The sequence below is a fragment of the Novosphingobium sp. BAM6 genome, assembly GCF_057784955.1.
Genome location: NZ_JBYNTR010000002.1, coordinates 372,594 through 386,322, shown reverse-complemented (window position 1 = coordinate 386,322; position 13,729 = coordinate 372,594). Strand labels below are relative to the sequence as shown.

General features: G+C 65.4%; 11 protein-coding genes. 9 read left to right on the top strand and 2 right to left on the bottom strand.

Translation table 11 applies throughout. From position 1 onward, the window contains the following. Nucleotides 1–119: 119 nt before the first annotated feature. Nucleotides 120–1,571, top strand: a complete 1,452-nt coding sequence (locus AC3EC3_RS10440; RefSeq protein ID WP_488489552.1) for an NAD-dependent succinate-semialdehyde dehydrogenase — start codon at nucleotides 120–122, stop codon at nucleotides 1,569–1,571. 97 nt (nucleotides 1,572–1,668) lie between these two features. Next, nucleotides 1,669–2,325 (top strand): suppressor of fused domain protein, encoded by a 657-nt coding sequence (locus tag AC3EC3_RS10435; RefSeq protein ID WP_488489551.1) that lies wholly within the window; start codon nucleotides 1,669–1,671, stop codon nucleotides 2,323–2,325. Between the two features lie 139 nt (nucleotides 2,326–2,464). Here AC3EC3_RS10435 and ppa read toward each other — a convergent pair whose 3' ends face one another. Continuing rightward, nucleotides 2,465–3,010 (bottom strand): inorganic diphosphatase, encoded by a 546-nt coding sequence (gene ppa, locus AC3EC3_RS10430; protein ID WP_488489550.1) that lies wholly within the window; start codon nucleotides 3,008–3,010, stop codon nucleotides 2,465–2,467. 199 nt (nucleotides 3,011–3,209) lie between these two features. Next, a complete protein-coding gene (locus AC3EC3_RS10425; RefSeq protein WP_488489549.1) occupies nucleotides 3,210–5,153 on the bottom strand; it encodes a M61 family metallopeptidase in 1,944 nt (647 codons plus the stop codon). A 190-nt stretch (nucleotides 5,154–5,343) separates the two neighbouring features. Between AC3EC3_RS10425 and hisS the strand changes: the two genes are divergently transcribed. The 7 genes from hisS (at nucleotide 5,344) to AC3EC3_RS10390 (ending at nucleotide 13,696) form a co-directional block, all read left to right on the top strand. Next, a complete protein-coding gene (gene hisS, locus AC3EC3_RS10420; RefSeq protein ID WP_488489548.1) occupies nucleotides 5,344–6,588 on the top strand; it encodes a histidine--tRNA ligase in 1,245 nt (414 codons plus the stop codon). An 11-nt stretch (nucleotides 6,589–6,599) separates the two neighbouring features. Continuing rightward, on the top strand, nucleotides 6,600–7,670 hold the full coding sequence (gene prfA / locus AC3EC3_RS10415) for a peptide chain release factor 1 (protein ID WP_488489547.1): 1,071 nt from the start codon (nucleotides 6,600–6,602) through the stop codon (nucleotides 7,668–7,670). Continuing rightward, nucleotides 7,667–8,527 carry a peptide chain release factor N(5)-glutamine methyltransferase gene (gene prmC / locus AC3EC3_RS10410; RefSeq protein WP_488489546.1) on the top strand — a complete coding sequence of 287 codons (861 nt, stop codon included), beginning with the start codon at nucleotides 7,667–7,669 and terminating at the stop codon, nucleotides 8,525–8,527. Before prfA ends, prmC begins: the two co-directional genes overlap by 4 nt. A gap of 238 nt (nucleotides 8,528–8,765) precedes the next feature. Then, nucleotides 8,766–9,668 (top strand): DUF4167 domain-containing protein, encoded by a 903-nt coding sequence (locus AC3EC3_RS10405; protein WP_488489545.1) that lies wholly within the window; start codon nucleotides 8,766–8,768, stop codon nucleotides 9,666–9,668. A 113-nt stretch (nucleotides 9,669–9,781) separates the two neighbouring features. Further along, nucleotides 9,782–11,470, top strand: coding sequence for an apolipoprotein N-acyltransferase (gene lnt / locus AC3EC3_RS10400; protein WP_488489544.1), 1,689 nt, complete (start codon nucleotides 9,782–9,784; stop codon nucleotides 11,468–11,470). 41 nt (nucleotides 11,471–11,511) lie between these two features. Further along, nucleotides 11,512–12,726 (top strand): methionine adenosyltransferase, encoded by a 1,215-nt coding sequence (metK, locus tag AC3EC3_RS10395; RefSeq protein ID WP_488489543.1) that lies wholly within the window; start codon nucleotides 11,512–11,514, stop codon nucleotides 12,724–12,726. A 118-nt stretch (nucleotides 12,727–12,844) separates the two neighbouring features. Beyond that, nucleotides 12,845–13,696, top strand: a complete 852-nt coding sequence (locus tag AC3EC3_RS10390; protein ID WP_488489542.1) for a sulfurtransferase — start codon at nucleotides 12,845–12,847, stop codon at nucleotides 13,694–13,696. The last annotated feature ends 33 nt before the right edge of the window (nucleotides 13,697–13,729 follow it).

Sequence of the window (13,729 nt, the reverse complement as noted above, 5' to 3'; positions counted from 1 at the left end):
TGAAGTTCCAGCAAAGGTCACGACTCTCCGCGTGCCGGTCAGCCAAAGGCTTGCCCCTGTGCAGACCGGCCCCAGATAGGGCCTGACAGCCGCGAAAAGAAACGAGAAGGATGACCGAGATGGCCTATACCCGCTACCTGCGCCAACAGGGCTACATTGACGGTGCGTGGTGCGATGCGGACGGCGGCGCCACGCTCGACGTCACCGATCCCGGCAGCGGCGACGTGATCGGCACCGTCCCGAAGATGGGCGCCGAGGAAACCCGCCGCGCCATCGATGCCGCCGAGGCCGCCCTCCCCGGCTGGCGCGCGAAGACGGCGGGCGAACGCGCGAAGCTGATGCGCCGCCTGTTCGACCTGATGATCGCCGCGCAGGACGATCTGGGCGAGTTGCTCAGTCGCGAACAGGGCAAGCCGCTGGCCGAAGGCAAGGGCGAGATCGCCTATGGCGCCAGCTTCATCGAATGGTTCGCCGAAGAGGGCAAGCGCGCCTATGGCGAGGTGATCCCCGGTCATGCCGCAGACCGGCGTATCGTCACGCTGCGACAGGGCGTGGGCGTGGTCGGCGCGATCACGCCGTGGAATTTCCCCAATGCGATGATCGCGCGCAAGCTCGGTCCCGCGCTGGCGGCAGGCTGCACCATCGTCATCAAGCCCGCCTCGGCAACGCCCTTCTCCGCGCTCGCCATCGCCGCGCTGTGCGAGGAGGCTGGGATTCCAGCGGGCGTCGTCAATGTCGTTACCGGCAGCGCAGGCGCGATCGGCGGGGAACTGACCGGCAACCCCAAGGTCGCCAAGATCACCTTCACCGGGTCGACCGAGATCGGCCGGGAATTACTCGCCCAATCTGCCCAGACGATCAAGAAATGCTCGATGGAACTGGGCGGCAACGCGCCGTTCCTGGTGTTCGACGATGCCGATGTGGACGCCGCCGTCGAAGGCGCGATGATCTCTAAGTTCCGCAATGCCGGGCAGACCTGCGTGTGCACCAACCGGTTCTACGTGCAGGACGGCGTCTACGACGAGTTCGCCCGGAAGCTGGCCGCGCGGGTGAAGGCGCTCAAGGTCGGCTACGCGCTGGAGCAGGGCAGCGAGATCGGCCCGCTGATCGACGCCAAGGCAGTCGAAAAGGTGGAGGAACACCTTGCCGATGCGACCTCCGGCGGCGCCAAGGTGCTGGCGGGCGGGACGCGCAGTCCGCTGGGCGGCAGCTACTTCACGCCCACCGTCGTCAGCGACGTAACCCCGCAGATGAAGCTCGCGCGCGAGGAGACCTTCGGCCCGCTGGCAGGCCTGATCCGCTTCACCGAGGAGGCCGAGGGCGTCCGGCTGGCGAACGACACCGAGTTCGGCCTCGCCAGCTATTTCTACGCGCGCGACCTCAGCCGCGTGTGGCGCGTGGCCGAAGCGCTGGAGGCGGGCATGGTCGGCATCAACACCGGCCTCATCTCTACCGAAGTCGCCCCGTTCGGCGGCGTCAAGCAATCGGGCCTCGGTCGCGAAGGCTCCCGCCACGGGCTGGAGGACTATATGGAGATCAAGTACCTGTGCATGGGCATCAGCGCGGGGTGAGAGACGACAGATGGGCGGGAAACGACTGGGCAGCTCTTGAGTTCATGGCACCGATGCCAGACATTCCACTAATATACTGGAAAGCGGAGTGACTTCGGTGAGCCTTGAAGACGTATGGAAGTATCGTGAGGAGGAGGTTTATCCAACCCTGTTCGGTCCTGTCAGCCGTGGCATTTTCCCCCTGACCCAAAAACTGTTCAAAACTCGCTTTGGTCAGGATGACGTAGATCCCCGTTGGCTGTTCCACGGCGTTTTCGAATTTGCTCCCACCGCCGCGCGTCAATCATGGCTTTATGTCACATCCGGTTACTCAAATCCGTGGGAACAGCAGCCGTGCGAATACAATCCTGAGGGCGAGTCAGGCGCGGGAGTAGAGTTCACCTTTGCGGTTTCAGAGCAAGGCGACTGGGCAATCCAAACTTTGCAGCACATGCTTGCCTTTGACCTGCTTCTCGGAGCTGGCCGATTCCCCGGGGGCGACCGTCTATCATTACACGATCGCATTCCATTACGTGCACCGCTTAACGGTGAGCCAAGCTGCGAGGTAAGGAACCTAGTGCTTGTCGAAAGGGAAGATGGTCCTCAAGGTTTCTCGCTGCCGTCTGGCGAGGTCATCTTAATTGGCTTCACCGGCATAACAGACGACGAACTAACATACGCGAAGCGAGATGGATCATTCGCTTTGATTGAGAAGCTTCGAGCGGCAGGCCATCATCCCGTGACAAATCCTCACCGGCATTCCCTATCGCTGTAATCTCATGACAGGCCGAGCTTGGGGGACTCAAAGTCGGCTATAAAACACTGAAGAGCAGCAATATTCTCTTCCCCCCAAAGCAAAAGGCCCGGCGGATCGCTCCACCGGGCCTTTGGTATTCCAGCGCTGACAGAAGCGATCAGGCTTCCGTCTTGGCATCCGCTTCGTAGCGCTCGATCGCCTCGACGACGATCTTGCGGGCTTCTGCGGCATCGCCCCAGGTGCCGACGCGGACCCACTTTTCCTTCTCCAGATCCTTGTAGTGGGTGAAGAAGTGCTCGATCTGGGCGAAGACGATCTCGGGCAGATCGTCCTTTTCCTTGACGTCGCTGTAGTACGGAAACGTCGATGTGTCGGGCACGCAGACCAGCTTCTCGTCGCCGCCGTGCTCGTCTTCCAGGTTCAGCACTGCGATCGGGCGCACGCGCACGACGCTGCCCGGAACGAAGGGCGAGCGGGCAACGACCAGCGCGTCGAGCGGATCGCCATCGGGCGAGAGCGTGTGCGGCACGAAGCCGTAGTTCGCGGGGTAACGCATCGGCGTGTGCAGGATACGGTCGACGAACAGCGCGCCCGAAGCCTTGTCGAACTCGTACTTGACGGGTTCGCCACCGGCGGGAACCTCGATGATGACGTTCAGGCTCTCCGGCGGGTTCTTGCCGACGGGGATCATGTCGATACGCATGTGAAACCTCATTTGATGCGCCGCATCACGTAAGTTGATTTACGTAAAAGCGTGAAAGAATTTGAACCGGCCGGGCTTAGCCGTGCTGCACCTGCATCGCAACATAGTAATAAGGGGTGGAACGAAGACCGTCCCACCCCCGAAACGTCTCGTGCCGTCCGCGATCCGGGCCCGGATCGCAGTGCAACACGAACAGGTATTACTTGGCGTGCGCGGCCAGCAGACGGTCGAAACCGTTTTCCTTGCCGGGCGTGGTGCTTTCCAGCCACGGATAGCGCAGACCACCGTAATAGGCGACCGGCACCGTGGTATAGGCATCCTCGCGCTTGATCAGCAGCTGGATCGGCGTGGAGCCGCCCTTGGCCGCCGTCACCGCGTCTTCCAGCACGTCGCCGCTATAGGCCTTGCCGTTCACCGCGATGATCTGCACGCCGTTGACGAGGCCCGCCTTGAACGCCGGACCGTTCCACAGTGCCGAACTGATGGTGCCGTCCTTGCCCACGGCCATACCCAGCGAATAGGTCAGGTCGATCGAATGACGATAGTCGTTCGCGCCCTTCTGGTAGGAATTGGGCTTGTCCTTCCACACCAGCTTGTACCCGGCCATCTCGATGCCCTTGATCGGGGCGGGTTGGTTCGGCTCGTAGATGTGGTTGTGCAGGAAGGTCGCCCAGTCATAGGCGTAGACGCCGTTCAGGGTCTTGACCACGTCGTCGAAGTTGTAGGTCAGCTCGCCCCAGTCGCCATCGCGCACGCCGAAGAAGGCCTTGGCGAAATCGTCGAGGCCCTTCTTGCCCTTGGTGCCGGCGCGGATGATCTGGTCCGCTTCCAGCCAGGTGAGCGCGCCCTCGACATAGTAGTCTTCCGAGCGTTCCAGCGAGCGATACGGATGCGGCGCGCGCTGGGCGATGATCGGATCGTTGGTGGTATCCACCACCGAGCGCCACGCGCGGCCCGGCTCGCCCTCGGAATAGAGCGCGGCGGCCGAGGCCCACATGTCGAGCACGGTCTGCTTGCTCTGCACGCCCGAACGCGCGGCCAGGATATAGCCCCAGAACTGGGTCTGGCCTTCGTAGACCCACAGCAGGCTGTCCTGCATCGGCTGCTGGTAGTCCGGCGTCCACAGGTCGAAACCGCGGCGGAACTTACCGTCCCAGCTATGGGTGAACTCGTGCGCGATCACGTTGTGATCCCAGTCCATCTTGTCCCAATCGGTCCAGGCCTTGGGCTCCATCTGGTTCTCGCTGGAGCGGTGATGCTCAAGCCCGATGCCGCCCATCTCGTCGGTCAGGCCGAGCAGGAAGTCGTAGTGGTCGAAGTGACGCGCACCGAACAGGCTGACCGCCTCGTTCGACAGGTTGCGATACTTCTGCATGTTCTCGGGCGAGATTTCGAGATCCTTCGCCTCGTCGGCGACGGCGTTCATCTTCACGCCGTGGCCCAGATCGAAGCTCTTGGCGTACTTGCCTGCGAAGATCGGCGAATCGACCAGACGCTCGTAGTCGATCGGGCTCCAGGTCACCGTGTCGCCGGTGCGCGCGAAACCGTCGAGCGCGGTGTAAACGGTCCAGCCGGTGGGGAACTTGACGGTCGGCTTGAAAGTGATCCCGCGGGTATAATAGCCCGCCGGGTACATGCTCATCTTGTCCCACTGCAGGTTGAGCATTTCCTGCGTCATCGTGATGCGGCCCTCACGGCTGGTCAGCGGCGAGGTGTGGACGAACTTGACGGTGACGGCGGTGGCACCGGCAGGCAGCTTCACATGGAAAGCGTTCACCGAAACGGTATCGCGCACCCACGGCACGTCCTTGCCATCGACCTGGAAGTGGATGTCCGAGAACAGCGCGACCGGGTTCGTGGGCGAGTGATGGCCCGGCAGCCAGCTCGGCTCCAGCAGCACGATCTCGCCGGTGCCTGCGGCGACCGGGATCGTCTCTGTCACATGGTAGAGACCGCGATCGAGGTCGGTGGCATCAATGTCCAGGCCGATCGTACCGGCATAGGGCACGTCCTTGGCGACGGGAACCGGCTCCGGCAGCGCGGGTGCCATCGGCTTCGAACGGGTGGGATCGTCCTGCGCCACCGCAGCGGTGGAAAGCGCGAGAACAGAGAGCGAGGTTGCGAGCGCGATATGTTTCAGCATGGGCGCAGGTTATTGCCGAGCATCGCAACAGGAGCAACCATCCAATTTCGCTTTTATGCGCCGGACCATGCAAGCCCCTCGCGACGGGCGAACCGGCACTTGCGACACCCCGAAAGGCTGCGGAAACACCGTGCGAGCGCATACGCCCGCCACTTTCCCTGACGGCACATTCCCGCTAAGCGCGCGAACCATGAACACCACGCCCCAGGCCATTCGCGGAACCCAGGACATCTTCGGCGCCGATGCGGACAGCTTCGCGCATGTCGTCGAGACCTTCGAGCGCGTCCGCAAGCTCTACCGTTTCCGCCGCGTCGAGATGCCGGTCTTCGAGAAGACCGAAGTGTTCTCGCGCTCGATCGGCGAGACCACCGATGTCGTCTCCAAGGAAATGTATTCGTTCGAGGATCGCGGCGGCGAATCGCTGACCCTGCGCCCCGAATTCACCGCCGGGATCGCCCGCGCCTGGCTCACCGACGGCTGGAAGCAGTACGCCCCGCTCAAGGTCGCGACGCACGGCCCGCTGTTCCGCTACGAGCGCCCGCAGAAGGGCCGCTATCGCCAGTTCCACCAGATCGACGCCGAAGTGCTGGGCGCCGCCGAGCCGCTCGCCGATGTCGAACTGCTGGTGATGGCCGATCACCTGCTCAAGGAACTGGCTATCTCGGACGGCGTGACGCTCCAGCTCAACACGCTGGGCGATGTCGCCAGCCGCGAGGCGTGGCGTGCAGCGCTGGTCGAGTACTTCCGTGCCCACAAGACCGAGCTTTCCGAAGATTCGCAGGACCGGCTGGAGCGCAACCCACTGCGTATCCTCGATTCCAAGGACGCGCGCGACAAGGCCTTCGTCGCCGATGCGCCCAAGATCGACACCTTCCTTTCGGGCGAGGCGCAGGACTTCTTCGGCGCCGTCACCGCCGGGCTCGATGCCGCTGGCGTCGCCTACGAGCGCGCGCCGACGCTGGTGCGCGGGCTGGACTACTATCGCCACACCGCGTTCGAGTTCGTCACCTCGCGCCTCGGCGCGCAGGGCACGGTGCTGGGTGGCGGACGCTATGACGGGCTGATGGAGAGCCTTGGCGGCCCCGTCACTCCGGCAGTCGGCTGGGCGGCGGGAATCGAGCGGCTCTCGATGCTGGTCGCCGATGCCGGGGCGGTGCCGACGGCACAGCTTACCGTCGCACTGGCGGTCGAGGACGATGCGGCGCTGTCCTACGCGCTCAAGGTCATGTCGGGCCTGCGCTATCAGGGCCTCGACGTCGAGATCGTCGCCAGCGGCAGCGCCCGCAAGCGCTACGACAAGGCGGTGAAGCTCGGCGCGCGCGTGCTCGTCTCGTTCGGCATGACCGACGACGCGCCCGTGGCGAACCTGCGGACCACCGAGACGACCACGGCCTCGCTCGCGGTCGAGCAGGTGCTCCAGTCGATTCAGCCGTGAATGGGCCGGCCGTGAGCATTTCCGACGAGCGACTGGGCCAGATCGGCGCTCGCTTTGCCGAACTGGAAGCCCGCCTTGCCTCGGGCACGCTCGAAGGCGAGGCTTTCGTGGCGGCCAGTCGCGACTATGCCGAACTGGAGCGCGTCGCGCATCTTGCCGCCGATATCCGCGCGATGCGCGGCGAACTCGCCGACCTCCAGTCGCTGGCCGACCCGGACCCGGAAATGCGCGCGCTCGCCGAAGAGGAAGTGCTGCGCCTGAAGGGCGAACTGCCCGAGGTCGAACGCCGGCTGGCGCTGGCCATGCTGCCGCGCGATGCGGCGGACGTGCGCCCGGCGATGCTCGAAATCCGCGCCGGAACGGGGGGCGACGAGGCCGCGCTGTTCGCCGGCGATCTCTATCGCATGTACGAACGCTATGCCGCCGAACAGGGCTGGCGGGTGGAGATGGTCTCGGCCAATGCCAGCGATGTCGGCGGCTTCAAGGAAGTGGTCGCCAACGTGACGGGCTCCGGCGTGTTCGCGCGCCTCAAGTTCGAGAGCGGCGTTCACCGCGTGCAGCGCGTACCCGTGACCGAAAGCGGCGGGCGCATCCACACTTCCGCCGCGACCGTGGCGGTGCTGCCCGAACCGAGCGAAGTCGATGTCCAGATCGAGGACAAGGACCTCAAGATCGACATCTACCGGGCCAGCGGTGCCGGTGGTCAGCACGTCAACACCACCGATTCGGCGGTGCGCATCACCCACTTGCCCACCGGCATCGTCGTCACCTGTCAGGACGAGCGCAGCCAGCACAAGAACAAGGCCAAGGCCATGCAGGTGCTGCGCGCCCGCATCTACGAAAAGATGCGCGACGAGGCACAGGGCGCCGAGGCAGAGGCGCGCCGCGCCATGGTCGGCTCGGGCGACCGTTCGGAGCGCATCCGCACCTACAATTTCCCGCAAGGGCGCGTGACCGACCACCGGATCAACCTGACGCTCCACCGCCTGCCCGAAGTTCTCGAAGGCACAGGCCTTGGCGAACTGGTCGATGCGCTGATCGCCGAGGACGAGGCCAAGCGTCTCGCGGCGATGGACCAGTGAGCCCGGAGCCGGGCACAACCGTTGCACAGGCCCAGACTGTTGCCCAAGCCATGCGCGCCGCCGCGCTGCATCTGGCCGAAACCAGTGACACCGCCCGGCTCGATGCCGAAGTGCTGATGGCCCATGCGCTGGACTGCTCGCGCTCGGACCTGCTGCTGCGCCGCAGCTTCGACCCCGCACCCGAGGCTTTTGCGGCACTGATCGCGCGCCGCTCCGCGCATGAGCCGGTCGCCTATATCACCGGCGCGCAGGAGTTCTTCGGCCTGCCCTTTCAGGTCTCTCCGGCAGTGCTGATCCCGCGCGGCGACAGCGAAGTGCTGGTCGAAACGGCAGTTGCCGCCCGCCCCGAAGCGCGCCGCGTGCTCGACTGTGGCACCGGCTCGGGCGCGCTGCTGCTGGCGGTACTGGCGAACCTGCCCGAAGCGACAGGCCTCGGTATCGACGCCTCACCTGCCGCACTGGCCGTCGCACGGGCCAATGCCGAGGCGCTCGGCCTCGCGACCCGCGCCGAAATGCGCGAAGTCAGCTGGCTGACGCCGGGCTGGCGCGACACGCTGGGCCGCTTCGACCTGATCCTTGCCAATCCGCCCTATGTCGAAAGCGAGGCTGTGCTCGACGCCTCGGTGCGAGATTACGAACCCGCCAGCGCGCTGTTCGCCGGAGCGGACGGGCTCGACGACTACCGCGTTCTGGTGCCGCAACTCGTTGATATTCTTGCGCCCGGCGGGCTTGCGCTGGTCGAAATCGGCCACACCCAGGCCGATACGGTGAGCGCCATCGGCCTTTCGGCAGGCCTCGTTCCCGCGCTCCATCACGACCTGGCCGGGCGCCCGCGCGTAGTCGCGTTTTCAGGGTAAAAAGATAAGTTTTTGCTTGGAATCCGGCTTGGGAATGCCTACACATTTCATGAGCCGGGCCATGGATGAAACTTCCCATGCCGGTTCGTTCCCAGCATTTGCGCGGAGTCGCAGGTCACGGCCACCTCGATGAGGCAGATGTCAGGATCACGACCGCACAAGGCGATTCGTGATGACGCGACATACGGCTTTCGCGCGAGAATGCGGCGAATTCCCGGGGTTTTGAGGAAAACTACCCTTGAATAACAATCGTGGTAACAACCGTCGGCGCGGCCGCGGTAACAACAACGGTAACAATCGCCAGCAAGGCGGCCAGCAGATCAACCGTATCGACAGCCGCGCGCGGGGCAATGCCCCGCAGCTTCTGGAGAAGTACCGCAAGCTGGCACACGACGCGATGCTCAATGGCGATCGCGTGACGGAGGAGTACTACCTCCAGTTCGCAGATCACTATTTCCGCGTCATCGCCGACCAGAAGCAGCGCCAGGAAGAAATGCGCCAGCCGCGACGCGACGAGCGTGGCCAGAACGACGAGATCGAGGACGCGGCGGACGATTACTATCCGCACCCGGTCACGTCGATATCGCGCCATGAGCCGCGTAACGATGCGCAGCGTAACGATGCGCCCCGTAACGAACAGCGTCATGAGCCCCGCTACGAACAGCGTCAGGATCGGGCCGAGCGTCAGGATCGCCAGCCGCGTGACAGCCAGCCGGAAAACGTAGAGGCCGCCGAAGGCGCCGACGGCTCGCGCTCGATCTACGAGCCTGCGGAAAACCCCTTCGTGCGCGACAATCGCCAGCCGCGCGGGGCGCAGCCCCGCACCGGCAAGCCGCAGCGCGCGCCGCGTCGTGCCGAGCGTGGCGAGGACGACGCCTCTGCCACGGCACAGGAAGAGGCCGCCCCCAGCTTCGATCCAGCAACCCTGCCCCCCTCGATCGCGACGAGCGATGCCGAGGAAGACGCCAAGCCGAAGCCCAAGACGCGTCGTCCGCGCACGCCCAAGGCCGATGCCGCAGGTGAAGCCCCTACCGCTCCGGTCGTGGCCGAAGCGGATGCCGAGGAAAAGCCCCGCCGTCGCCGGACCCGCAAGGCCAGCCCGACCGACGAGGCCGGCAACCCGCTCGAAACGGTCGACTGATCGGCTCCAGCTGACATTCCGGGCCTGATCCTTCCGGCCCGAACCCTTCCAGACCGTGACGCTCGCCCACGCGCGCTTGCGTCACGGTCCCGGTGGCTTACATAGCGGCGACCATGCCCGCGCCCCGCCCCGCCCTTTCGACATTTTTCCGCCGCGTCCTGACGGCCTGCCTCGACCGCCCGCGCGTGTCTGCGGTGGCGCTTGGCGCGCTTGCCGCCTGTGGGTTCCAGCCGCTGCAACTCTGGCCGCTGACGCTGCTTGCCATTGCGCTGCTGATCGAACTGATCGCGCGCGCGGAGCGAGGCCGCCGCGCCTTCCTGATCGGCTGGCTGTTCGGGCTCGGCCATTTCACGCTCGGCAACAACTGGATCGCGACGGCCTTCACCTACCAGGCGGCGATGCCCACATGGCTGGGCGGGATCGCGGTATTCCTGCTGGCCCTCTACCTCGCACTGTTCCCTGCCTTCGCCACGCTGATAGCATGGGCTTTCCTGCGCGTCCTGAGCCGCCGGGCCGCGCCGCTCACCCCGCCGCGCTGGGCGCTGGCGCTCACGCTCGCCTTTCCCGCCGCGTGGATCTTCACCGAATGGGTGCGTAGCTGGCTGTTCACCGGCTTTCCCTGGAATCCGCTCGGCGTCGCGCTGCTTGGCCCGTTCTCGACGCCCGGCCTCGCGATCCTGACGCGCTGGATCGGGACATATGGCCTTTCCGGCGTACTGGTGCTGCTCGCCGGACTGCCCGCCCTGTTCATGCGCCTCGCCGCCGCCCATACCGGCACCGCCCGCGCGGCACGACTCGCGCCGCCGCTGATCGGCCTTGCCGCCCTCACTGCGCTGATGGTGCTGCCCGCGACATGGGCCCCGGCCGACCCCGGCAAGGTCCGCTACACGCTGGTCCAGCCCGATCTGCGGCAGGAAGTGCTCGACGATCCGCAGCAGTTCGAGGCCAGCTTCGTCAAGCTCGCCAAGCTGACGATGCCCAATGGGGTCAATAACAGCGGGGTCGATAACAAGCGGCTGGTGCTCTGGCCCGAATCGGGCGTTTCGGACTACCTGCGCGACGGCTATCCCCCCTATTTCTACGTCGGCTTCACGTATGCCGACGACCCCGCCGTCGCCCGCTGGCGGATTGGGCGGGTCATCGGCCCGCAGTCGCTGCTGCTGACCGGCGCGGTCGATCTGGTCGCCAAGAACGACATGCCCGTCGCCGCGCGCAATTCCGTGACCGCGCTCGATGGCGATGGCGATATCCTGGCCGGATACTCCAAGGCGCATCTGGTGCCTTATGGCGAATATCTGCCGATGCGCAGCATTCTCGAACCGCTGGGGCTCTCGCGTCTGGTCGAGGGCGACATCGACTTCCTGCCCGGCCCCGGTCCGCGCACGTTCGACTTCGGCGATTACGGGAAGGCCGGTATCCAGATCTGCTACGAGATCGTCTTCTCCGGCCACGTCGTCGATCCGCGCGACCGGCCCGACTACATCTTCAACCCCTCCAACGACGGCTGGTTCGGCTATTGGGGTCCGCCACAACATCTGGCGCAAGCGCGCCTGCGCGCGATCGAAGAAGGCCTGCCGGTCCTGCGCTCCACCACCACCGGCATCAGTGCCGTAGTCGATGCCGACGGCGTGGTGCGAAACTTCGCCCCGTGGCGCACGGCAAAGCGCCTCGACGGGTTCATCCCGCGCGCCCACGCCCCGACGCTTTTTGCCCGCTTTGGAAACGCGCTGCCGCTGGCGCTCGCCGCATGGCTTGCAATTTTGGCCGCCTGCGTGGTTGCACCGCGCCGCCGGAGGGCGTAGAGCCGACATAAAGATAGCTTTATATTGGTTGGTGTCACTCCATGCGCAAAGACTTCGTCTTCACTTCCGAGAGCGTTTCCGAAGGCCATCCCGACAAGGTTGCGGACCAGATTTCCGACGCCATCGTCGATCTGTTCCTGTCGAAAGACCCCGAGGCACGCGTCGCCTGCGAGACGCTGACCACCACGCAGCTGGTCGTGCTCGCCGGTGAAATCCGCTGCAAGGGCGTCTACGAGAACGGCACCTGGGCAGACGGCGCGCTGGAAGAGATCGAGGCGACCGTACGCGGTGTCGTCAAGAAGATCGGTTACGAGCAGAGCGGCTTCCACTGGCAGACCTTCCGCTTCGAAAACAACCTGCACGGCCAGTCGGCTCACATCGCGCAGGGCGTCGATTCGTCCAGCAACAAGGACGAAGGCGCAGGCGATCAGGGCATCATGTTCGGTTTCGCCTGCGACGAGACCGCCGACCTGATGCCCGCGACGCTCGATTACAGCCACAAGATCCTGCACAAGATGGCGGCCGACCGCCACTCGGGCGCGGCCCCGTTCCTGGAGCCGGACGCCAAGAGCCAGGTCACGCTTCGCTACAAGGACGGCAAGCCTGCCGCCGCCACCGCCATCGTCGTCTCGACCCAGCATGCGCCGGGCTATGACGAGGGCGAGAAGGAAGCCGAACTGCACGCCTACGTGAAGTCGGTCGTGGCAGAGGTTCTGCCCGCAGAGCTGCTCTCGGGCGAGACTGTCTACCACATCAACCCGACCGGCAGCTTCGAGATCGGCGGCCCTGACGGCGACGCAGGCCTGACCGGCCGCAAGATCATCGTCGACACCTATGGCGGCGCTTCGCCCCACGGTGGTGGCGCGTTCTCGGGCAAGGATCCCACGAAGGTCGACCGTTCGGCCGCCTACGTCACCCGCTACCTCGCCAAGAACGTGGTCGCCGCAGGCCTCGCCACGCGCTGCACCATCCAGGTGTCCTACGCGATCGGCGTGTCGCAGCCGCTCTCGCTCTACGTTGACCTGCACGGCACCGGCACTGTGACAGAAGAAGCGCTGGAAGCCGCGCTGACCAAGGTCGCCGCAGACCGCCTCGGCAAGCTGACCCCGCGCGGCATCCGCGTCGGCCTCGGCCTGAATAAGCCGATCTACGGCACGACGGCAGCCTATGGCCACTTCGGCCGCCAGCCCGAGGGCGACCTGTTCCCCTGGGAGCGCACCGATCTGGCCGACGACCTGAAGGCCGCGCTGGCGTAAGCCGGGCGATCATCGCCAATTGAAAAGGCCGGGCCTTCCCCAGTGGAAGCGCCCGGCCTTTTCATGTCTGCGCGATCCGCCTACCTCCACGATGTCCCTCCCTAACGGAGCAGTGCCCATGGCCTTCACGACGATCCTTTCTGCCGACGATCTCAAGGGCCTGCTCGCCTCCGCGACGCCACCCCTGCTGCTCGACTGCAGCTTCGAGCTGACCCAGCCCGGCAAGGGCCGCGATGCCTATCTGGCAGGCCACATCACCGGCGCGCGCTACGTCCATCTCGACGACGATCTCGCCGCGACGCCATCCGGCAGCAATGGCCGCCATCCGCTGCCCGATGCCGAAACCCTTGCACAACGCCTGCGCGTGCTCGGCCTGTCGCAGAGTCAGCAGGTGGTTGCTTATGATGCCAGCGGCGGGGCCTGGGCGGCGCGGGCCTGGTGGCTGCTGCGCTGGCTGGGGCATGAGGCCGTCGCCGTGCTCGACGGCGGAATACCCGCGTGGATCGAGGCGGGCGGCACACTTGAAACGGGCGAGGCCGGACCAACGATCGTCGGAGACTTCACGCCCCGCACACCACTGGTCGGCGGAACGGTGGAGGCAGGCGAAGTACTTGCCAATATCGAGAACCCCGCCGCGCAAGTGCTCGATGCGCGCGATCCGTCACGCTTTCGCGGCGATCCCAACCCGATCGACCCGGTCGCCGGGCATATTCCCGGCGCCAAGAACCGCTTCTTTCGCGACAATCTGGATGCGTCGGGCCGCTTTCGTCCTGCCGATGCGTTGCGCTCGGAGTTTACGGCCCTGCTGGGAGAGGCCCCTGCCATCCTCCAGTGCGGCTCGGGCGTGACCGCCTGCCACAATGCCCTGGCGATGGAGATTGCAGGTCTTCCCGGCGCCAGACTCTATCCGGGGTCATGGAGCGAGTGGATCGCCGATCCTGCACGGCCTGTTACGACGGGCGAGGGTTGAGGGGAAGAGCAAGGGTGAGACTGGGGCCATTGG